The 21,848-nt window shown below is 62.2% G+C and carries 20 protein-coding genes; 15 read left to right on the top strand and 5 right to left on the bottom strand.

What is annotated here, in order from left to right:
* The first annotated feature begins 6 nt into the window (after window positions 1-6).
* Window positions 7-903 (top strand): AAA family ATPase, encoded by an 897-nt coding sequence (locus tag ACH2DW_RS03335; RefSeq protein WP_394928293.1) that lies wholly within the window; start codon window positions 7-9, stop codon window positions 901-903.
* Between the two features lie 3 nt (window positions 904-906).
* Window positions 907-2,340, top strand: coding sequence for a VWA domain-containing protein (locus tag ACH2DW_RS03330; protein ID WP_394928292.1), 1,434 nt, complete (start codon window positions 907-909; stop codon window positions 2,338-2,340).
* A 22-nt stretch (window positions 2,341-2,362) separates the two neighbouring features.
* Here the strand turns inward: ACH2DW_RS03330 and ACH2DW_RS03325 are convergent, their stop codons facing one another.
* From ACH2DW_RS03325 to ACH2DW_RS03310, 4 genes are all read right to left on the bottom strand, one after another.
* The gene (locus ACH2DW_RS03325) at window positions 2,363-2,992 is read right to left on the bottom strand and encodes a nitroreductase family protein (RefSeq protein WP_394928353.1); all 630 of its coding nucleotides are present in this window, start codon (window positions 2,990-2,992) and stop codon (window positions 2,363-2,365) included.
* Between the two features lie 118 nt (window positions 2,993-3,110).
* Window positions 3,111-3,758 carry a trypsin-like peptidase domain-containing protein gene (locus ACH2DW_RS03320; protein WP_394928291.1) on the bottom strand — a complete coding sequence of 216 codons (648 nt, stop codon included), beginning with the start codon at window positions 3,756-3,758 and terminating at the stop codon, window positions 3,111-3,113.
* Window positions 3,755-4,870: a Gfo/Idh/MocA family protein gene (locus ACH2DW_RS03315; protein WP_394928290.1), complete on the bottom strand. Its 1,116-nt coding sequence runs from the start codon at window positions 4,868-4,870 to the stop codon at window positions 3,755-3,757. Before ACH2DW_RS03315 ends, ACH2DW_RS03320 begins: the two co-directional genes overlap by 4 nt.
* Window positions 4,867-5,865 carry a LacI family DNA-binding transcriptional regulator gene (locus tag ACH2DW_RS03310; RefSeq protein ID WP_394928289.1) on the bottom strand — a complete coding sequence of 333 codons (999 nt, stop codon included), beginning with the start codon at window positions 5,863-5,865 and terminating at the stop codon, window positions 4,867-4,869. Before ACH2DW_RS03310 ends, ACH2DW_RS03315 begins: the two co-directional genes overlap by 4 nt.
* 132 nt (window positions 5,866-5,997) lie before the next feature.
* Between ACH2DW_RS03310 and ACH2DW_RS03305 the strand changes: the two genes are divergently transcribed.
* From ACH2DW_RS03305 to ACH2DW_RS03245, 13 genes are all read left to right on the top strand, one after another.
* Window positions 5,998-6,912 (top strand): sugar phosphate isomerase/epimerase family protein, encoded by a 915-nt coding sequence (locus ACH2DW_RS03305; RefSeq protein WP_394928288.1) that lies wholly within the window; start codon window positions 5,998-6,000, stop codon window positions 6,910-6,912.
* Between the two features lie 13 nt (window positions 6,913-6,925).
* Window positions 6,926-7,966 (top strand): sugar ABC transporter substrate-binding protein, encoded by a 1,041-nt coding sequence (locus tag ACH2DW_RS03300; protein ID WP_394928287.1) that lies wholly within the window; start codon window positions 6,926-6,928, stop codon window positions 7,964-7,966.
* 200 nt (window positions 7,967-8,166) lie between these two features.
* Window positions 8,167-10,092 carry an ABC transporter permease gene (locus tag ACH2DW_RS03295; protein WP_394928286.1) on the top strand — a complete coding sequence of 642 codons (1,926 nt, stop codon included), beginning with the start codon at window positions 8,167-8,169 and terminating at the stop codon, window positions 10,090-10,092.
* A 45-nt stretch (window positions 10,093-10,137) separates the two neighbouring features.
* A complete protein-coding gene (locus ACH2DW_RS03290) occupies window positions 10,138-10,929 on the top strand; it encodes an ATP-binding cassette domain-containing protein (RefSeq protein ID WP_394928285.1) in 792 nt (263 codons plus the stop codon).
* Between the two features lie 20 nt (window positions 10,930-10,949).
* Window positions 10,950-11,915, top strand: coding sequence for a 5-dehydro-2-deoxygluconokinase (iolC, locus tag ACH2DW_RS03285; RefSeq protein WP_394928284.1), 966 nt, complete (start codon window positions 10,950-10,952; stop codon window positions 11,913-11,915).
* A complete protein-coding gene (locus ACH2DW_RS03280; RefSeq protein ID WP_394928283.1) occupies window positions 11,912-12,817 on the top strand; it encodes a hypothetical protein in 906 nt (301 codons plus the stop codon). Before iolC ends, ACH2DW_RS03280 begins: the two co-directional genes overlap by 4 nt.
* Window positions 12,814-13,980: a Gfo/Idh/MocA family protein gene (locus tag ACH2DW_RS03275; RefSeq protein WP_394928282.1), complete on the top strand. Its 1,167-nt coding sequence runs from the start codon at window positions 12,814-12,816 to the stop codon at window positions 13,978-13,980. The genes ACH2DW_RS03280 and ACH2DW_RS03275 overlap by 4 nt, the downstream gene beginning before the upstream one ends.
* 50 nt (window positions 13,981-14,030) lie before the next feature.
* Window positions 14,031-15,893 carry a 3D-(3,5/4)-trihydroxycyclohexane-1,2-dione acylhydrolase (decyclizing) gene (gene iolD / locus ACH2DW_RS03270; protein ID WP_394928281.1) on the top strand — a complete coding sequence of 621 codons (1,863 nt, stop codon included), beginning with the start codon at window positions 14,031-14,033 and terminating at the stop codon, window positions 15,891-15,893.
* Window positions 15,886-16,905: an inositol 2-dehydrogenase gene (gene iolG / locus ACH2DW_RS03265; protein ID WP_394928280.1), complete on the top strand. Its 1,020-nt coding sequence runs from the start codon at window positions 15,886-15,888 to the stop codon at window positions 16,903-16,905. Before iolD ends, iolG begins: the two co-directional genes overlap by 8 nt.
* Before the next feature lie 15 nt (window positions 16,906-16,920).
* The gene (iolB, locus tag ACH2DW_RS03260) at window positions 16,921-17,835 is read left to right on the top strand and encodes a 5-deoxy-glucuronate isomerase (protein ID WP_394928279.1); all 915 of its coding nucleotides are present in this window, start codon (window positions 16,921-16,923) and stop codon (window positions 17,833-17,835) included.
* A complete protein-coding gene (locus ACH2DW_RS03255; RefSeq protein WP_394928278.1) occupies window positions 17,832-18,671 on the top strand; it encodes a hypothetical protein in 840 nt (279 codons plus the stop codon). The genes iolB and ACH2DW_RS03255 overlap by 4 nt, the downstream gene beginning before the upstream one ends.
* The gene (locus ACH2DW_RS03250; RefSeq protein ID WP_394928277.1) at window positions 18,664-19,788 is read left to right on the top strand and encodes a phytanoyl-CoA dioxygenase family protein; all 1,125 of its coding nucleotides are present in this window, start codon (window positions 18,664-18,666) and stop codon (window positions 19,786-19,788) included. The genes ACH2DW_RS03255 and ACH2DW_RS03250 overlap by 8 nt, the downstream gene beginning before the upstream one ends.
* Window positions 19,785-21,269 (top strand): CoA-acylating methylmalonate-semialdehyde dehydrogenase, encoded by a 1,485-nt coding sequence (locus ACH2DW_RS03245; RefSeq protein WP_394928276.1) that lies wholly within the window; start codon window positions 19,785-19,787, stop codon window positions 21,267-21,269. Before ACH2DW_RS03250 ends, ACH2DW_RS03245 begins: the two co-directional genes overlap by 4 nt.
* Here ACH2DW_RS03245 and ACH2DW_RS03240 read toward each other — a convergent pair.
* Window positions 21,237-21,848 (bottom strand): AAA family ATPase (locus tag ACH2DW_RS03240; protein WP_394928275.1); only part of this gene is annotated, 612 nt, incomplete at its 5' end. The genes ACH2DW_RS03245 and ACH2DW_RS03240 overlap by 33 nt on opposite strands.

The raw sequence follows: 21,848 nt of genomic DNA, 5'->3' as shown, positions 1-21,848 counted from the left end.
TCGCCCATGACGACTGACACCGGCGCTGTTGCCGACACCAATCGCTTCCAGGATGTGCAGGGGGTCCGCGACGCCCTCAAGGAAGTGAACTACCTGGCAGACGATGGCATTGCCGGCGTGGCATTCCTCGCCGACCGCCTCGGCAAGCCGATCCTCGTCGAAGGGCCCGCCGGAACCGGCAAGACCCAGCTCGCCAAGTCCATTGCCGAGATCACCGGCTCGCGGCTGATCCGGCTCCAGTGCTACGAGGGGCTCGACGAGAGCAAAGCGCTCTACGAGTGGAACTACAAGAAGCAACTCTTGCGCATCCAGACCGAGCGCGGCGACAACGAAGACTGGACGGAGATGAAGGACGACATCTTCTCCGACGAGTTCCTGCTGACACGCCCGCTGCTGGAGGCGATTACCGCGGACGAGCCTGTTGTCTTGCTGATCGACGAAGTCGACCGCGTCGAAGTCGAGACCGAGGCGTTGCTGCTCGAGATCCTCTCCGATTACCAGGTCTCGATCCCTGAGCTGGGCACGATTACCGCGAAGCAGATTCCGCTGGTGTTCCTCACGTCGAACAACACACGTGAGCTGTCCGAGGCGCTCAAGCGTCGCTGTCTCTACTTGCACGTCGACTATCCCGAGCTCGACCGCGAACGTGAAATCGTGCTCGCCAAGGTGCCGGACATCACCGAGTCGCTGGCCGACCAGGTTGCCCGCATTGTGCGGTCGATCCGTCAACTCGATCTGAAGAAGGCCCCGAGCGTCTCGGAGACCCTCGACTGGGCCCGCACGCTGATGATCCTCAACATCGACACGATCGACGAGCAGACCGCCAAAGAAACGCTCAACATCCTGCTGAAGTACCAGACCGACATCGCCAAGGCCACCAAAGAGTTGTCGGTCGACGACTGAGTCATGCTGGAACTCCTGAACGGCTTCGTCGTCGAACTCCGCAACGCCGGCCTCCCGGTCAGCCTGACGGAGAACCTCGATGCAATGGAAGCGGTGCAACACATCCCGATTGAGGATCGCGACGCGTTCAAGTACGCGCTCGGGGCCACACTGATCAAGAATCACGCGCATTGGCGCAGCTTCGAGACGGTGTTCGAGGTCTACTTCAGCCTGCGCGGCCCTGAGTACAAGATCGGCGACGGTGACGGTGAGACCGACATCGACGAGATGTGGCGCGAAATGCAGGAGCAGCAGCAGGAGGGCAACGGCGGCCAGGGCGGCATGGACGGAATGACGCCCGAAGAGATCGCCCAGATGCTCATGCAGGCGTTGATGAACGGCGACCAGGGCATGATGCGCGCCATGGCCAAGCAAAGCGTCCAACGCTTTGCTGGAATGGAGCCGGGACGCCCTGTCGGTGGGACGTACTATCTCTACCGCACACTGCGGAACCTCGATCTCGACGGCATGCTCGACAAGATGATGGAGCAGTCGCGAGAGGACGCTCCCGATGACTTGACCTCCCTTGAGGAACGGTTGGAGAAAGAGGAGTACGCCGACCGGATCGAAAAGTTCAAGGGTGAGATCGAGGCCGAAATCCGTCGACGCCTCGTGGCGGACCGTGGCGCCGAAGCGATGGCCAAGACGCTCCGCAAGCCGCTGCCCGAAGACGTCGAGTTCATGCACGCCTCCCGTGATGAGATGACGGCACTGAAGAAGTCGCTGCAACCGTTGACTCGCAAGCTCGCGGCTCGCTTGGCTCGCAAGCGTAAGCACGGCCGCAAGGGCCCGCTCGATTTCCGCAATACCGTCCGACACTCACTCAGCTACGGCGGTGTGCCGGCTGAGCCGAAGTTCAAGTATCCGCGGCCAGCAAAACCCGAACTCATGGTGGTTGCCGACATCTCTGGTTCCGTCGCGGCCTTCGCACGGTTCACGCTGATGCTCGTCTATGCGATCTCTGGCCAGTTCAGCAAGGTTCGTTCGTTCGTCTTCATCGACGGCCTCGACGAAGTCACCGACTACTTCAAGGCCACCGAAGACATCACCGAAGCCATTCACCGCGTCAACACCGAGGCCGATGTGGTGTGGGTCGACGGGCACTCCGACTATGGCCACGCCTTCGAAGTCTTCTGGAACAAGTACGGCAAGGACGTCGGCCCGAAGACCACGGTGCTGCTGCTTGGCGATGCTCGGAACAACTATCACGCCAGCCAGAGCTGGGTGGTCAAAGAGATTCAGCAGAAGGCACGCCACGTGTACTGGCTGAATCCAGAACCGAAGAGCTACTGGAATACCGGTGACTCCATCGTTGGCGAGTACGGCACCTACACCGACGGTGTCTATGAATGTCGCAACTTGCGCCAACTCGAAGGCTTCGTCGAGAAGCTCGCCTAATTCGTCAAAGGGTCGGCCGACCTCATTGCGGATCGGGACCGATGATGGTCAACACCTGATCGAGCGGCTTGCGAGCCAATCGGGGGACTTGGCAATCCTCAACCGGAAAGCCGACAGGGAACAACACGAACGGGCGCTCATGTGCGCCGCGTCCGAGCAGCTTGGTCAGAAACGCCATCGGAGTTGGCGTGTGGGTCAGCGTTGCCAAGCCCATGTTGTGCAGCGCTGTGATGAACATGCCCGCGGCGATACCGCAGCTCTCCTTGACGTAGTAGTGCGTCCGCTTGGAACCGTCGTCGCGAATTCCGTAGCGCTCTTCGAACAACACCACGATCCATGGCGCGATCTCGAGGAACTCCTTGTGCCAGTCCGTGCCGAGCGGTGCGAGTTCGTGTTGCCACGCATCGTTCATCCGGTGTTCTTCGTAGTTGATTCGCTCTTCGGCTTCGGCCGCGAGGCGGATCTCGCGCTTCGTCGCCGGGTCAGAGATCGCGATGAACTGCCAAGGTTGTTGGTGTGCGCCCGACGGCGCTGTCGACGCAGTCCTGACGGCCGCCTCGATCAGCCCAACCGGCACAGGTTCGTCGGACAGCATGCGCACGCTTCGGCGGCGGTCCATCAACTGATGAAGATCATCGGCCCGGCCCGCCATTTCTGCAGATGAGTACCGACGAAAGTCGAGACGGTCGAACGGGTGCTCGGCGACAGCAGCAGGGGAGGGGTACGGGAACTCGTAGCGATCGATGCTCACGACCGCACTGTTGCACATCTCACTGGCATCGGTCGGTGGCGTCGAGTGGACGCTCGCTGAGCAGACGCTCCAACTCGCCGTCGTCCGTCGCAAAGGCGGTCTGGGGCCGCGGTCGTGACCGTGCGTAAATGATTCCGACGACGTCGCCGGACCCGTCAACGACCGCACCGCCTGAATCGCCGACGGAGATGTCGCCGACCAGTTCGAGGCCGGACCGGCGGACCTCATCTTCGACATAGATGTCCTCAATGGTGATGTCGAGTCTGCGGGTGATCATCACGCTCACTGGGCGCACGCCGTTGTCGGGCGACCAGACAACAGCAAGTGCGTCGCCGACTTCGGCTCGGCCGACGGCGAGCGGTGGTGCAGCGAGGCCTGGAACGTCGAGCAGTGCGAGGTCCGCGTCTTTGTCAAAGGACACGACGGTGGCAGGAAACTCGACGCCGAAGGAGTCGACAACGGTGATCGCCGTCGCGCCCGCGACTGTATGGGCGGTGGTGACGACATGCCCTGGGCGGTCCACGGCGATCCCACTCCCAAATTCTTTGGTGGTTCCTGCGCAGCCCTCAGCCACGATGCCGACGCCGGACTGGACAACGTCTGGTGCCGAGTCGCCGTCGCACCCGAGCAGCGCGACGGCCATCAGCGCGGCAACGAGATGCTTCACCGTCGAGCGTCGAGGAGTCGCCCGTCGCCCGCCGCGCTCTGCGTGGCGAGGTCGATGAGATGCTGCACGATCGCGCCTTCCGCGATGTCTGGTTCGATCGGCCTGCCAGCGCGCACCGCGTCGACCCAGTCGCCGACCATTGCACCGCCTGCGCGGAACACATCACGGTAAGTGTCATGGACGCGGTCGCGACGTGCGCCATTCCAGATGTCGTCCGGAACGTCGAGCACCTGCGCTGGACCGGGCTGATCGGCTCGGACCCCACTCACTTGCTGCAGGTTCGACCAATCGTTGACCGCGTAGATCGTCCCATCTGTTCCGTGCAGATCAAGGTGGTGTGTCTGGTTGAACTCAGTACCTTCCCAGCTCGCGGCGCACACTTGGAGCGAGCCATGGGCTCCGTTCGCGAACCGAACGGTCATCAGAGCGGAATCTTCGTTCTGCTCGTATGGCGAGCCATCTGGTCGTGGGCCGCGCTGATAGAAACTGTCGCTGACGCAGCCGATGTGGGTGATCTCGCCAAGCAGCCAGCGCGCGACGTGGAGCCAGTGACTTCCGAGGTCGCCGAGGACGCCCGAACCCGCCAACTCCTGATCGAATCGCCAGTTGTACTCGTGATCGCGGGCGTACCCCGTGAAGTAGCGCATGTTGAGATGGAATGGCGTGCCGACGTATCCGGTGTCGATCAGTCGCTTCACGAACTGGTTGGTCGGCATGTACCGATACGTGAACGGGACGAGCGTGATCGCTCCGGTCTCGGCGGCCCGTCGGGCCATGCGATCTGCAGCAGCGACGTCAGGGGCAAGCGGCTTTTCGCACAGCACGTGGAGTCCGCGGTCGAGTGCGGTCATCGTCAGCTCTTCATGGCTATCCGTGCCGGTCGCCACCACCACTGCATCGAGCCGCTCGGGGTCAAGGAAGTCGTCGCTGTCGACCGAGAACCACGGCACATCCCACGTGGCTGCAAGCGCTTCAGCGGTGGCGGCGGTACGCCCGCAGAGGCCGACCACGCTGGCGCCGGGATGGGCAGCGAAGGCTGGCAAGTACATCGAGTCTGCCCACCAACTGGTCCCGACGATGCCGACTCGAAGCGGCGTGGGGTCGGTGGTCATGTTGATTCTCCTGCTGTCAGGCGGCTGCTCGTCTTACGTTTGACCAGGGCCGGTGCAATCATGTGGTGGACCGAGTCGGTGCGCTCGTCGCGGAGTCGTTCGAGTATGAACCCCACCGCCAGGCGCCCGAGCTCGTCTCGCGGTTGGTTCACCGTCGTCAGAGACAGATGCTGCATTGCGGCGAGTGCCGTATTGTCGTAGCCGACGATGGAGACGTCATCCGGCACGGCGAGACCTGCGTCCTCGATGCGATCGAGCGCGCCTGCCGCGGACAAGTCATTCGCCGCAAAGATGGCGGTGGGTCGGCTGGATTGGTTCAGCAGTTCGCTGGCCGCGTGATATCCGCCAGACTCGGTGAAGTCTCCGCCGGCCGTGACAATCTCGGCGGACAATCCATGATCCGTCATCGCCTGTGAGTAGCCGCGTCGACGCGCTTCGGCGCCCGCTCCGGTGCCGCCGTCGATGTGTGCGATGCGACGGTGTCCAAGCTCGACCAGATAGTCGACCGCGAGACGCGCTCCGGTGACATCGTCGGTGTTGACCGAATCGATGACCTGGCTTCGACTGCTCCGACCGACCACCACCATCTTGGTGCTCTCCGAAGCTGCCTCGATGGTCGACATCGGCATCGTTGCGCCGGCGGTGATGATGCCGTCGACTCGGAACTGGAGAAAGGTTTCCACCATCTCCGCTTCGCCCGACGGTGAACGTTTTCCGTTGCCGATGAGGACGCGGTAACCGGCTTCGTCGGAAGCAGCCTGGATGCCGTCGATGATCTCCGCGAAGAAAGGGTTGTGGATGTCGTTGAGGACCACACCGATCGTGTTGGTCCGGCGACTCGCCAGGTTTCGAGCGAGGACGTTGGGGCGGTAGCCGAGATGTTCGGCAGCATCGAGGACGAGCTGGCGGCGGTAGTCCGAGACGTTCGGTGCCTGCCGCATGACGAGCGAGACGAGCGCGAGTGAAACCCCAGCGCGCTCGGCGACTTGTTGCATCGTGGGTTGTGACATATGAGGGGGTCCGGTCCGTTGATGCCAGCTGGGCTTGACACGTCGTAGTGACAAGAGCCATAGTAGCCACATCGGAAATTAGAGCGCTCTAATTTTTCGCGACGGGGGGAGAGAAACGTGACAGATTTTTTGACGCGGCTCGCTGGTGCCCCAATCAGCTGGGGGGTCTGCGAAGTCCCCGGTTGGGGTCTTGAATTGCAGCCGCGCCGCGTGCTCGGCGAGATGCAGCAGCTTGGTTTGACTGCGACCGAGCTCGGCTCAGATGGCTACCTTCCGACCGACCCAGCCGAACTGAAGGATCTCTGTGCAGAGTTCGGCCTCGAGATGATCGGCGGCTTCGTCCCGCTCGTGCTGCATGAGGCAGCAGAACTCGACGCGACCATCGAAGCCGCTCGCCGCACAGCTGAGTTGATGTCGGCCGCTGGTGCCACCGTCTTCGTTACGTCGGCTGTGACCGATTGGGATTGGGGTCCGCGCACGGCCCTGACATCTGACGACTGGAACTTCACGGCCAAGACGCTGTCGATTGTTGACGACATCCTGGGCGAGTTCGGCATGACGCAAGCCATTCATCCTCACCTGCGGACAGTGGTCGAAACTCGCGCCGACATCGAAGCATTGCTTGACGTTTCTGATGTCGGCTGGACCTTCGACATGGGCCACATGCAAATCGGTGGAATGGATCCACTCGAGTTCATCGACATCGCCTTTGACCGCATCCGCCATGTCCACCTCAAAGACGTCGTCATGGATCTCGCTGGACCAGTGTTCGCCGGCGACCAGTCGATTATGGACGGCGTGCAGGCCGGGATGTTCTGCAACCTGGGACGTGGCGACGTCCCGATCGGTGCCATCGTCACCGAACTCGAAGCTCGCGGGTACGACCAATGGTATGTACTCGAACAAGACGCTGCCATCACTGCGGGTGAACCTGCAGTCGGTGCTGGCCCACTTCTCGATGTTCTTGCGAGCATCGAGTTCCTCAAGGGGATCGAGGCACCCGCCTCGGCTGACGAGGAAATCCACACCTGACAAAGGGGAGAACATGAAGACATCCAAGAAGCTGCTGGCACTCCTGCCGGCAATCGCACTCGTCGCTGCATCCTGCGGCGGCTCTGACGACGACAGCAGCAGTGAGGCTTCGACCGACACTGCCGCATCGACCGACACGGCAGCGCCGGTTGAGACCGATGCACCCGAAGAAGTCGATCAAACTCAGGCCGGCGACCTCACCTTCCATATGATCACTCACTCCGACGACGGCCCGTTCTGGTCCGTGGTACAGCGCGGCGCCGATGCCGCCGCTGAAGACCTCGGCGTGACGCTGGTGTGGAAGCCGGGCGTCAACGACGCACAGGTGATGGTGCAGGACATCGAAGCAGCCGTTGCGGAAGGTTCTGACGGCATCGCTGCATCGCTGCCCGATCCCGACGCACTCGTCGGACCGCTGCAGGCCGCAGTTGCCGAAGGAATCCCCGTGATCACCCTCAACTCGGGTGCGAACGACTACCAGGCAATCGGCGCGCTGACCCACGTTGGCCAGTCCGAAGACGTTGCTGGCAACGGTGCCGGTGAGCGTTTCAACGATGCTGGAGCAACCAAGGTTCTCTGCGCATTCCAGGAACAGGGCAACGTCGGCCTCGAAGAACGGTGCAACGGCCTCGCTGAGACATTCGGCGGCGAAACCGTGATTGAGTTCATGGGCCTCGACGCAGACACCACCGAGCAGCAGAACACCATCAACGCCTTCCTGGCCGCTGATCCGGACATCGACGGCGTCCTCGGCGTCGGCCCGGTCATCACCATGTCGGCACTGCGCGCAGCGCAGGACCTCGGTCGCGACCTCACCATCGGCGGATTCGACATGACGCCGGATCTCCTCGGCGCAATCGAAGCAGGCGACGTGGCCTTCACGGTCGACCAGCAGCAGTACCTGCAGGGCTACATGCCGGTCCTGCTCATGTACCTCAACGTCACCAACCAGAACACTCTGGGCGGCGGCCTGCCGATCCTTACGGGTCCGGGTTTTGTGACAACTGACAATGCAACTGCTGTTATCGAATTGAGCGCGGCAGGTACCCGCTGATCTGATCAGCACCAGACGTTCAGTACATCGATGATGTGTTGAACGTGACGTGAATGGCGGTGGGATCGGACTTTTCCGATCCCACCGCCGTCGCACCACTTCCCCCCACGCACTCCGAGTATTAACGTGGCCCGAGGGTCACATGACCAGTTCTTGCAAGGGACCCTGTGAACGAGCACGACTCACCCGACACTGCAACCGTGACACCGACTGAGGCGCCAAGCGGTGAGATCTCGACGGATGCTGCCGTTGCTGCATCGGCAGCCGGCGGCGACGAGCGCCTCGCCTACCGCTCAGTATTCCAACGGCTCTTCGTCCGCCCGGAAGTGGGCGGCCTCATTGGAGCTGCTGGCATCTGGATTTTCTTCTGGGCGGCCTCGGGCACGTTCGGCACGGTCGGGCAGACCTTTACGTGGCTCGATACCGCGGCGACGCTCGGCATCATGGCGGTTGCCGTCTCGATGCTGATGATCGGCGGCGAATTTGACCTGTCATCGGGCGCCATGACTGGGGCAATGGGGATGTTGATCATCTACCTGGTCAAAGAGACGGGCGAACTCGGTGGCCTCGGATTCCCGATGCTGCTCGCCATTCCGTTGTCGCTCTTGGTCGCGCTGGGCATCGGCTACCTCAATGGGTTCATGGTCGAACGAACCGGTCAGCCAAGCTTTATCATCACACTCGGAACCTTCTTCGCACTCATTGGGCTGAAGCTCGGCCTGTCGAAGCGATTCGTCGGCCAGATTCAAATCGGCCGAACCGACGAGGCAAGCGACTTCGACTTCTTCCGACCGATCTTCGCTGCCGAATGGGCTCGCAATGAGCACCCGTTCGAGCTGCGCGACCTCTTCTACATTTCAATCTTTGCTGCTGGTGTCATCATCGTCCTGCTCGCGATCTGTGAACTCTGGTTCCAGCGTGCCGAGGAGCGCAAGTCATCCGGCCTCATTGAGTTCATCGTCGGCCTTGGGCTTGGCATTGCTGCTGCGATTGCGCTCCATCTCACCGACGGTGTCGGAGTCAACGCCGCGATTGCGGTCGTCATGGCCGTTGCCGTCTTTCTCGGAATGCACGGCTGGGTCAGCTGGCGGTACGAGCCGATTGAGGACCGGGGGGCTGTCATCCTTGACGAGAAGATGCGCAAGTTCTTGGGGCTCGGATTCGGACTCGTCGTGCTCGGCGCGGTCATCGCAGTGCTGATCGATTCTTCGTCGACCCACGAATTCTTCTTCCCGTTCACCACGCAGGGTATTCGAGTCATCCTGTTGCTTGCGTTCGTAACCGCTGGTATGGCCTTGATCGCCATGGCGTCGCAGGCTGCCCTGTCAGCGAGTCCGGCCACCAAGGGTGCCGTGACCTCGGTACTGGCACTCGCGGTTGTCGTCATCGCAGCCCTCACCTTCATCGACTCCGAAGCAGCGAAGTTCCGGGCCTCGCTGTTCTCGGTTCTGCTCTTCGCTGCGGTCGTCGTGTTCGTGTGGGGATTCGTCGTCTCGCGATTCGTCGAGCGTCGAGTCAAATCGGCCAGCGCTGACCACCTCGGTGGCCGAATGTTGATCCTCGGCATTGTTTCGATCTTTGTCGGACTTGCTTTCCGCATGCTGTTCATCACCGAGGCGGAACTACTTGCGGAGGTGCCCCCGGCCAAGACGTCGATTCGTCTCTTCTGGTTCGTCGCATTCACCGCAACAATGATGTGGGTGCTGGCCCGGACGCGTTTCGGGAGCTGGACGGTCGCTGTGGGTGGCAACAAAGAAGCCGCTCGTCAAGTCGGTGTGCCCGCAGCCAGGACAAAGACACAGTTGTTCATGCTGGTCTCCGTCGCTGCTTGGTTCGTCGGCTTGCTCGTTGCGTTCCGCATCAACTCGATTCAATCAAATGCTGGTGATGGTCAGGAGTTCTTCTTCATCATCGCTGCAGTGGTTGGTGGCACGTTGCTCACTGGGGGCTACGGAACAGCCTTTGGTGGCGCGATCGGCGCCTGCATCATGTCGATGCCGTTGGCCGGCATCTCTGCTGCCCGCTGGAACACTGACTGGAGATTCCTGATTATTGGCGTGATCCTCCTGCTGGCTGTGGTTTCCAACAAGTACCTCCGCAACCGAGCCGAGGCGATCCGCCGATGAACCCAACCTCTGACATGGCCCTCGATTCACTCACGGAGAACAACGATGTCTGATCAGCCGCTTCTGCAACTCGACAGCGTCTCGAAGTTCTATGGCAGCATCACTGCCCTGAGTGGCGTCAGTACGTCGGTCGCCGCCGGTGAGGTGACGTGTGTGCTCGGTGATAACGGTGCCGGCAAGTCGACCTTCATCAAGATCCTTGCCGGTGTGCACCAGCAGACCGAGGGAACCATCCGTCTTGCAGGCGAAAAGGTCACCTTCGACTCTCCGCGTGACGCACTCGACAGTGGTATCGCCACCGTGTACCAGGACCTCGCGATGGTTCCGATGATGTCGGTGTGGCGCAACTTCTTTCTCGGATCCGAGCCCACCAAGAGCATCGGGCCGTTGAAGTGGATCGACACGAAAGAGGCGAAGCGGATCGCCAAGGACGAAATGGCAAAGATGGGCATCGACATCCGTGACACCGAACAGCCGGTCGGCACGCTCTCTGGTGGAGAACGGCAGTCTGTCGCCATCGCCCGTGCTGGGTACTTCGGCGCGAAGGTGCTGATTCTCGATGAGCCCACGTCGGCCCTCGGTGTCAAACAATCGGGCGTGGTGCTCAAGCGCATCGTCGAGGCCCGAAATCAGGGTCTGGCCGTGATCTTCATCACTCACAATCCGCGTCACGCGTACCCTGTGGGGAACCGGTTCCTCATCCTCAATCGGGGTCGGTCGATGGGTTCGTTCGCCAAGGACGAGATCGATGTCAACGACCTCACGCGTCTCATGTCGGGCGGAGCAGAACTCGAAGCTCTTGAACACGAACTCCGCGACTCGGGCGCGACAAGTTGAACCCTTCGGAGCCTTTCGATTTGGAGGAACTCGAGATCTTGACATTTGGCCGGTCATCGGTCGACATGTATCCCGAGCAACACAATGTTGCCCTTGCTGACGTTTCGACGTTCCGCAAATCGATCGGTGGCAGTCCCACCAACGTCGCAGTCGCGGCTGCGCGGCTCGGTCGCAAAGCCGCCGTCATCAATCGCGTCGGAGACGACGCGTTTGGTGCCTATGTTCGACAGGGTCTTCGCGAATTCGGCGTGCACGACGAGTTCATTTCGACTGATCCCGATCTGCTGACTCCGGTCGTATTTTGCGAACTGATGCCGCCCGAAGAGCCGTCGATCTACTTCTATCGGGAGCCGCGAGGTCCGGATATGGATATCTCGGTTGCGGACATGCCGATGGATGCCATCCGCTCGGCGCCACTGTTCTGGTTGGCTGGGTCACGGTTTGCCGAAGAGCCTTCCCGCTCAGCAGCTATGGCAGCACTTGAGGCTCGCGGTCGCAAGCAACACACGGTGATCGACCTCGACTACCGACCCATGTTCTGGGACTCTCCGGAGCAGGCTGCTGAGTACATCTCGCCGTCAATTGACCACTGCACGGTGGCAGTCGGCAACAAAAACGAATGTGAGATTGCCGTCGGCACGCGCATTCCTGACGAAGCAGCGGACCGCATGCTCGAACGTGGCGTGCAGATCGCCATCGTCAAGCAGGGTGGCGATGGGGTGATGGTTGCGACTGCTGACTCACGCACCGTCGTCGACCCGATCCGCGTCCCCGTCGTGTGCGGGCTCGGGGCGGGCGATGCGTTCGGTGGCTCGTTGGCTCATGGGCTGCTCGCGGGTTGGGACCCAGCAGAGATCGTGACCCGCGCCAACGCTGCAGGGGCGATTGTCGCCGGTCGCCTGATGTGCTCGGACGAGATGCCGACATCAGCCGAAATCGATCACCTGCTGGCGACCGGTGAGGTCCCCGATCGAGTGATCCGGTGATCATCAGCAACGAGGCATGGAGCGGTCTGCTTGAGACTCGCGCGACTGATCCAGGTGCGATCGCCACAGCACTTGGCGCGCGAACGACTCGACCGCTGCTCGCCGCTGACGGCAACACGTTCATCATTGCGATCGATCACCCTGCCCGCGGCATGGTCGGGGTGTCTGGTCAACCGTTTGTCATGGCCGACCGTCGAGATGTGCTCGAGCGGACGATGACAGCGCTGGCCGACCCGGGCGTCGATGGCGTCATGGCGACGCCCGACATTCTCGATGACCTCGCGCTGCTCGGTGCACTCGATGGCAAAGTTGCAATCGGTTCGATCAACCGTGGCGGCCTGATGGGTTCGGCCTGGGAACTCGATGATCAGTTGACGGGCCATACCGTGCCATCAATCGTCGAACAAGGCCTCGACGGCGCCAAGATGTTGCTCCGCATCGACCTGGACGACGAACGCTCAAAGCCAACGATCGAGGCCTGCGCCCGTTGGATCACCGAGCTTGCAGCCGTCCGGAAGCTGGCGATGCTCGAACCGCTCCCGTACACAACAGATGCACGCGGTCACAAGGTGCTCGACACCGACGACGACACGCTCGTGAAGTGCGTCGGGATCGCTAATGCACTCGGTGCAAGCTCTGCCTACACCTGGCTCAAGCTTCCCGCGACCGCCCAGGTCGAGCGCGTCATGGCCGCAACTTCGATGCCTGGACTGATCCTCGGCGGAACGCCTGGCCCCCGCCCTGAGACCGCATTTGACGAGTGGCGTCGAGCAATGGATGTCCCCAACGTTCGTGGCCTTGTTGTCGGCCGCTCTCTGCTCTACCCCTCCGACGGAGATGTCGCTGGAGCCGTCGCAACGGCTGCAGCGATCGTTCACCCCCATCAACAAGGACCACAATGACCCGCAAGAAGATCGGCGTTGCCGTGATCGGCTTCGGCTGGATGGGCCAAGCCCACACGCGCTCGTACCTCCGCATTCCGACGCTGTTCCCAGAGCGTGACTACGACCCGGAGCTGATCATCATCAGCGACAATTTGCAAGAACGGGTCGACGAGGCCGTCGAATCGTTCGGCTTCCGTGAGGGAACGACTGATTGGAACGTGGCGGTCAACCACCCCGATGTCGACGTTGTCTGTGTCTGCGCGCCGAACATGTTGCATGAGCCGATCGCCATCGCAGCGGCCGCAGCCGGAAAGCACGTGTTCTGTGAGAAGCCGGTCGGCGGGACGCCCGAGCAGACGGTACGTATCGAAGCTGCTTCGCGAGCCGCAGGTGTGATCACTGGCGTTGGCTACAACTATCGGTGGGCGCCGCTCGTGCAGTACGCCAAGCAGTTGATCGAAGACGGAACGCTCGGCGACATCACGAACTACAACGGCCGATTCTTCACGATGTACGGATCGGACCCGATGGGTCTGCTCTCGTGGCGCTTCCAACTCGACGGGGCGGGACACGGCGTGTCGTCTGACATCCTCAGTCACTCGATCGATCTCGCGCACATGCTCGTGGGACCGATCGAAAAAGTCGTCGGGACCGGCCACACCTACATTCCTGACCGTCCCATCCCACAACCCGGTGGCACCCATTACGACCTCGGTTCGCCCGAAGACCCGACTGGTCCGGTGGAGAACGAGGACTACTTCGGGGCCATGGTGAAGTTCGAGAACGGAGCGCGCGGCACTTTCGAGGCGAGCCGCACCATTGTCGGGCCAGAAAGCCAGTGCGCCTTCGAGATCTATGGAACCAAGGGTTCGCTCAAGTGGAATCTTGAGACGATGAATCAACTCCAGCTCAACCTGGTCGGCGACAAGGCTCGCGGATACACCACGGTGTACGCCGGTGATCGATATCCGTACCACGGCAACTTTGTGCCCGGTGATGCCAACTCGATCGGCTACGAGGACCTCAAGGTCATCGAAGACTACGAATTTCTGTCGAGCGTCGCCGCTGGCCGCCAACACGAGCCCGGCTTTGCTGAGGCAATCGACTACGTCAGCGTTCAGGCTGCCCTGTTGCAGAGCTGGGAGTCCGAGCGCTGGGAACCCGTGCAGCGTCTCGCTTGAACTCTGGTCGAACACGAATCGAAAACGAATCGAACGAAAGAAGTCACCCAATGGGGACCCAACGATTGACGGTCGCTCAGGCGATCGTTGCCCATCTCATCGCTCAAACCACCGAACTTGGTGACGGCAGCACAGCGTCGCTGTTTCCAGGGGTCTACGGCATCTTCGGTCACGGCAACGTCACCTGCCTCGGGCACGCCCTTGAAGAACGCAAGGACGAACTGCCGACGTGGCGCGGCCAGAACGAGCAGGGCATGGCGCTTGCCGCGACCGCGTACAACAAGGCGGTCAGGCGCCGGCAAATCATGACGGCGACATCGTCGATCGGGCCCGGCGCGACCAACATGGTCACGGCCGCAGGAGTGGCTCACTCGAATCGCTTGCCATTGTTGCTGCTCGCGGGTGACACCTTTGCCTCGCGAACTCCGGATCCGGTCTTGCAGCAGGTCGAACATTTCGGGGTGCCGTCGACCACGGTGAACGATTCGTTCCGACCGGTCGCTCGTTACTGGGACCGCATCACCATGCCCGACCAGCTGCTCACGTCGCTGCCTCAGGCGATCGACACCATGCTCGATCCCGCTGACTGTGGCCCGGCATTCCTCGGTCTGCCTCAAGATGTGCAAGCCATGGCATTTGACGTGCCTGACGAGTTTGTTGCTGCACAGCATCATCGGATCGTTCGGGCCCGACCCGATCGGGGTCAACTCGCAGCAGCGGTCGATGCGTTGCGCAGCGCCAAGCAACCACTGATCCTCGCTGGCGGTGGTGTCCACTACTCCTTTGCTGAAGCAGCGCTCCTCGCATTTGCCGAGCGGCATCGCATTCCGGTGGTCGAGACCGTTGCGGGCAAGGCAAGCCTCGTCGCAGCACACGAACTGAACGCGGGACCCATTGGCGTCACAGGCTGCGAATCCGCCAATGCGCTTGCAGCCCAGGCCGATGTGGTTCTTGCAGTCGGAAGCCGCCTGGAAGACTTCACCACTGGTTCGTGGACGCTGTTCCAGCACCCGGACGTGACGATCATTGGGCTCAACGCTGCGAGGTTCGACGCCCGCAAGCGGCGTTCCTTGCCACTGGTTGCTGACGCCCGCGCTGGGCTCGAGGAACTCACTGACGCTCTTGCCGACTGGGTCGTCGATGCAGCATGGACCGAGCGAGCAGCCACAGAGCGGGCCGGCTACCACGCGTACATCGACAAGATTGCTGCGCCAAGCGACGACTCCGTCGCGGCCGGGGAACCCGTGACCTACGCTCAAGTCGTGGGCGCTGTCGACCGCAACAAGCAACCTGGCGACTATGTGTTGGCGGCTGCCGGTGGATTCCCGGGCGAGGTCAACAACGGGTGGCGCGCCGACGAGATCAACAGCTTCGACTGTGAATACGGCTTCAGCTGTATGGGCTACGAGATTGCCGGTGGCTGGGGCGCCAAGATGGCGATGCCAGACCGCGAGGTCATCGTGTTTGTCGGTGACGGCTCGACGATGATGCTCAACTCCGACCTGTACAGCTCGGTCATCGGTGGTCACAAAATGATCGTGATCATCTGCGACAACGGCGGGTACGCGGTCATCAATCGGTTGCAGATCAATCAGGGTGGCGTGCCGTTCAACAATCTCCTCGACGACTGCAAGGGGCCCAACACCGAGGTCCGCGTCGATTTCGAGATGCTGGCCAAGGCGCAAGGATGCAACGCCGAGACCGTGCACACGGTCACGGAATTGGAGTCGGCGATGGATCGAGCTCGAGCATCTGATCGGACCTACGTGATTGCGCTGCAGACCCATCGCTACGAATGGACTGAGGGCGGAACGTACTGGGAAGTGGGCGTCCCCGAAGTGTCGAATCGTCCCTCCGTCGTCGCTGCCCACGATGACGTTGCCACTGGAAAGCAGGGCCAACGTCGTGCCTGACACTCCCGTTCGATTCGCCGTGCTCGGCTGTGGCCGCATCGGCAAGATGCATGCTGAGATGCTTGCTCGCCAGGTTCCCGGAGCCTCCGTCAGCGTCGTCTTCGATGTCGTGGAGGCCGCGGCGCAGGCCGTGGCTGGCGACCTCGGCGTTCGAGTCGCCTCGTCACTCGATGATGCCGTCAACGCAGAAGACGTTGACGCAGTAGCGATCTGCACCAGCACCGACACCCATGTCGATGCCATGGTCGCTGCGGCAGTCGCCGGCCGAGCGATCTTCTGCGAGAAGCCGATCTCGCTTGACCTGGCAGAGGTCGACCGTGGTCTCAACGCCGTCGCCGATGCTGGCGTCAAGCTCCAGATCGGTTTCAACCGGCGGTTCGACCCGAGCCACAAAGCCGTCGCCGACGCAGTGCAACACGGAGCCGTTGGCGACGTGCACCTGTGCAGCATCACCAGCCGCGACCCAGGACCACCGCCCATCGAGTACATCCGCGTCTCTGGCGGAATGTTCAACGACATGACAATTCACGACTTCGACATGGCGCGGTACGTCACCGGCAGCGACGTCGTCGAGGTCTACGCGCGCGGAGCTGTTCGTGTCGACCCGGCCATTGGCGAGGCAGGCGACATCGACACGGGCGTTGTGTTGCTCACCCACGCAAACGGCGCCCTGACCACCATCGACAACAGCAGACGTGCGGCATATGGCTACGACCAGCGCGTCGAGGCATTCGGCAATCTGGGCAAGGCAGCCTCGGACAACTACCACGACTTCAACAGCGTGCTGGCCACAGAGGCTGGGTATCGGCGGCCGCCGCTCCAGAACTTCTTCCTCGAGCGTTATGGGCAGAGCTATCTCGACCAGTGGGCTGCCTTCCTCGACTACGTGCGCAGCGACGTGGCGAGCCCGGCCTCGGGGGCAGACGGTCGAGCCCCACTCGTGATCGCCCAAGCGGCGCAGCGCTCGATGACCGAAAACCGCCCGGTCCGCATTGCCGAGATCGACAACTGAACGGAAGACCCTGAGATGAGCGAACCACTGTCACACTCCGGCCAGCCACTGCGTCACGCCCGCCCGGTCGGCCCGATGCGCAACACCGACCTGGCCCACCATCGCGCCCGCAACCCGGATGGCTCAGTCCGCATTGACATCACGCCCGACAACGCCGGGTGGGACTTTTTGAGCTTCGCCGTCGTCGAGTTGGAGGCAGGCGACACCCACACGTCCACGCGGCCCGACGAAGAGACCGCAATCGTGCCAATCTCAGGAGCCGGCACAGTGACCGCCGGAGGGCAGACCTTCGAGATCAGCCGAACTTCGGTGTTCGAAGAGATGCCCCACATCGTCTACGTCACGCCGGGCGACGCCATCAACGTGGTCGCCTCCGAGGGCGGGTTCGAATTCTCCATCGGCTCAGCGCCGGCGGAGGGCAAGTACCCGACCCGGTTGATCGAGCCCAAGGAGATGAAGCAGGAGCTCCGCGGTGGCGGTTCGGCATACCGCCATGTCAACCACGTGCTCGCCCCGCCGATTGACGCCGAACGGCTCATTCTCTATGAGGTCTACGTCCCGCGAGGCACCTGGTCGGGCTGGGCGCCGCATTGCCACGACGGTCGTGACGGATCGCCCTACCTCGAAGAGGTCTACTACTTCCGAGTCACACCGGACAACGGATTCGTCATGCAGCGCAACTGGCGCGACGACGAAGACTTCGACGAGCTGTTCAGCGCCCGTGATGGCGAGGCGGTGCTGGTGACCAAGGGGTATCACTCCTCGGTCGCGTGTCCGAGTTCGCACATGATGTTCCTCAACTATCTCGCAGGCGAGTTGTACGACGACGAACGTACGACGCCGCCGTGTTTCGACCCCGCGCACCTGTGGATCCAAGACAACTGGGACCACGAAGCATGGGATCTTCCCGTCGTCTCGAAACCAGAATGACCACACCGGGTCTGACCGACAGCGCGGGCCGCTTCTCGATCTTGGCGATCGACCATCGCGATTCGCTCCGCGAGTTCCTTGCTCCCGACGCTCCAGCGTCGATCGATGCCGCATCGATCACGGATCTGAAGATCGAAGTGGTGGAAAGCCTCGCGGATCTCGCCACCGGGGTGATGCTCGAACCCGAGTACTCGATCCCGCAGGTGCTCGACGCAGGGGTTCTTCCCGCAGGGGTCGGGTTCCTGGCAGCTCTCGAAGCGCAGGGTTACCTCGATGATCCGGAGGCGGAACCAACGCGGTTGCTCGACGGGTGGTCGCCGGAATTGGCCAAAGCCTCCGGCGCGTCGTCGGCAAAGTTGCTGCTGCCGTACCGCCCCGACGGACGGCTGGTTGGCGAACAGGAGGCGTTCGCCATCCAGATGGTCGAGGAGTGCCACGCCCACGACTTACCGATCGCGCTCGAGCCGCTGTTCTATGGTCTGGCCACCCCCGGCCGTCGATCCGAGCTGATCGTTGAGACCGCTGAGCGCTTTGCTGCCTTCGGTGCGGATCTGCTCAAGCTGCCGTTTCCCGGTTCGCCGGCAGCGTGCGAACAGGTCACCGCCGCAGTTGAGGTCCCGTGGGCGATGTTGTCGGGGGGCGGATCGTTCGATGACTTCGCCGATCAGATCGCGGTGGCCAACGCGGCGGGTTGCTCGGGGTTTATGGTAGGTCGTGCGCTGTGGGGCGAGGCTGTTCGCGCTCCAGCTGCAGATCGAGCTGATCTGTTGCAGACGCTCGTTCGGCCACGGTTCGAGCGACTCGTCGCACTCAACAAGGAGGCCAATCATGGCTGATGCATGGTTCGAAGCTGCTCGATGCTCGCTCGACGAGTTCCGTGCGATCGTCGAGCGTCCAACCGACATCGATGACTACCCGCATGCGAGCCGTAGCGAGCAGGGCGTGGTCATCTATGACGCTGCGGCGCTGACCCCGAGTAAAGAATGCCTCGGTGAGATCGCCGAGGTGCTCAGCAATGGTCCGGGAATCGTGGTTCTGGAGGGGGCAGTCGCACCTGGGACCATCGATGCAGCAACGGTTGCGTTCGAGTCAATCATTGATGGCGAACGCGAGACCAAGGGTGAGGTGGGTGACCACTTCGCGACGGCGGGCGACAACGATCGGGTATGGAACGCGCTCGAGAAACTGGCCATTGCCGACCCGGACGTGTTCGTCGACTACTACGCCAACGATGCGATTGCGTTGGCCTCGCTCGCGTGGCTCGGCCCCAACTATCAGATGACCTCACAGGTCAACGTTGTCAACCCGGGTGGGAAAGCGCAGCAGCCTCACCGCGATTACCACCTCGGGTTCATGGAGGACGACGTCGCCGAAGAATACCCGGCGCACATTCACCGATTGTCTCCGTTGCTCACGCTGCAGGGCGCGGTGGCGCACTGCGACATGCCGATCGAGACGGGACCAACGATGTACATGCCGCATTCCCAGAAGTACGACGCCGGCTACGTGGCGTGGCGTCGCGATGATTTCAAGGAGTACTTCGCGGAGCACCATCGCCAGTTGCCGCTCGCAAAAGGTGATGCAGTGTTCTTCAACCCGGCTGTGTTCCACGGCGCTGGAACGAACCGCACCGCCGATGTCCGTCGTATGGCGAACCTGCTGCAGGTCAGTACCGCATTTGGGCGAGCCATGGAGGCGATCGACCGGCGGGCCATGGTCAGAGCGATCTATCCGAGTTTGCTCGCGCGACTCGATGCTGGCGTCGATCGAGCCTGTCTCGATCGGGCGATTTCGGCCTCCGCGGAGGGATACGCTTTTCCGGGTGACCTCGACGCCGATCAACCGGTCGACGGACTCTCCTCGCCCTCCGACGCAGCGATCGTGCGTCGTGCGCTCGACGAGCGCCGGACACCTCAACAACTCGATGAACAACTGAAGGAACCAACGCCATGAACCGAATCAGTCACTGGATCGACGGTCGCGTCGTCGCGTCGACGTCAGGCAACTCCGCTCCGGTCTATGACCCGGCGACCGGAACTCAGACCGGCGCGGTCGATCTCGCTTCGATTGCCGAAGTTGATGCCGCCGTTGCCGCGGCGGCCGCAGCGTTCCCGGCGTGGCGATCGACGTCGCTCTCGCGGCGCGCCGAAGTCCTTTTCCGCATGCGTGAGCTCGTCGACGCAAACCGCAAGGAAATCGCGATGCTGCTCACTGCTGAGCATGGCAAGGTCCTGTCCGACTCGCTCGGCGAGGTCGCGCGCGGTCTCGAGAACATCGAGTTTGCATGTGGCGTCCCGCAGCTCATCAAGGGTGACTACTCCGAGCAGGCAGCGACTGGTGTCGACGTGTATTCGATCCGTCAACCGCTCGGCGTCGTCGCCGGCATCACGCCGTTCAACTTCCCGGCGATGGTTCCCATGTGGATGTTTGCCAATGCCCTCGCCTGCGGCAACACCTTCGTGCTCAAGCCGAGTGAGAAGGACCCCTCGGTGACGATGTTTATCGCCGAACTGCTCTCGAAGGCAGGGCTCCCGGACGGGTGCTTCAACATTGTGCAGGGTGACAAGGTGGCGGTTGACCGCTTGCTCGAACACGACGATGTCCAAGCAGTGAGCTTCGTGGGCTCGACGCCGATCGCGAAGTACATCTACGAAACCGGTACGAGCAACGGCAAGCGCGTGCAGGCGCTCGGCGGAGCGAAGAACCACATGCTGGTACTCGCTGACGCCGACATCTCGATGGCCGCCGACGCGGCGGTCAGCGCAGCCTACGGTTCGGCAGGGGAGCGCTGTATGGCAATCAGCGTCGTTCTGGCCGCCGACGGCATTGCTGACGAACTGGTTGACGCCATCGCCGACCGCATCCCGAAAATCAAGGTCGGGAATGGAATGGAGTCAGACAGCGAGATGGGCCCACTGATCACCGCTGAGTCGCGTGATCGTGTGGTTGGCTACATCGACGGAGCACCCAACGAGGGCGCGACGGTCGTTGTCGACGGCCGCGAGAGCGTGCCTGCTGAGGGCTATTTCGTCAACCCGACGCTGCTCGACAACGTGACGACCGAGATGGCGTCGTACCGCGACGAGATCTTTGGTCCGGTCCTCGGTGTGATGCGCGTGTCCGGCTTCGAAGAGGGCATCGACATCATCAACGCCAACCAGTACGCCAACGGCACGGCGATCTTCACCCGTGACGGCGGGGCCGCGCGTCAGTTCCAGTTCGACGTCCAGGTCGGTATGGTCGGCGTCAACGTGCCGGTTCCGGTGCCAGTGAGCTACTACAGCTTCGGCGGTTGGAAGGCGAGCCTGTTCGGCGACACGCACATGTACGGACCCGAGGGCATCAACTTCTACACCCGGGCCAAGGTCGTGACGAGCCGTTGGCCAGACCCGGCGACCAGTTCAGTCGATCTCGGGTTCCCCGAGACTCGCTGACGACACAAAGTCGCGTACTTGGCGCGACGATCGGAGTCGGCGGACGTCGGCGTGGGCCCAGAAGTCGCCCGCGGCGAACCCGGTGTAGCGCTGTGTATGCACACCGTGGTACGTCCACGCCCAGACGATGATGTTGTCCTCAGGGTCGCGCTTGATCAGGTTCCGCCATCGCTCGCGGTTGCCGTTCCACAGTTCCTCGCGTTTCGCGGCACGGTGAATGCTGCGTTTGATCACGCGCCAGGTGACGAGCCAGCGCGGCATGTCAAGCCACACGATCGTGTCGGCGCTGCCCTGGGTCAGGTCCATCACGACGGAGTAATTGCCCGCCACGACCCAACGATCCGTGTCGAGCGCCGCTGCGACTTCGGCACGGAACTGCGGCGTCGGCGTCGGCGTCCAGTCGGGCTTGTGGAAGATCGCGTCGAGTTCGACGAGGCGGGCGTCGAGTTGTGCGGCGAGTTGTGCTGCGAGCGTCGACTTACCTGACCCGGACGCGCCGACGATCGTCACTCGTCGCACAGCGCGTCGACGATCATTGCGGTGATGGTGTGAACCGGCGGTCTCAAGAACGGTCCGGCA

The organism is uncultured Ilumatobacter sp. (assembly GCF_963980585.1).
Classification (GTDB): Bacteria; Actinomycetota; Acidimicrobiia; order Acidimicrobiales; family Ilumatobacteraceae; genus Ilumatobacter_A.
The sequence above is the reverse complement of the archived record's forward strand: the minus strand, read 5'-3'. Positions and strand labels throughout refer to the sequence as shown.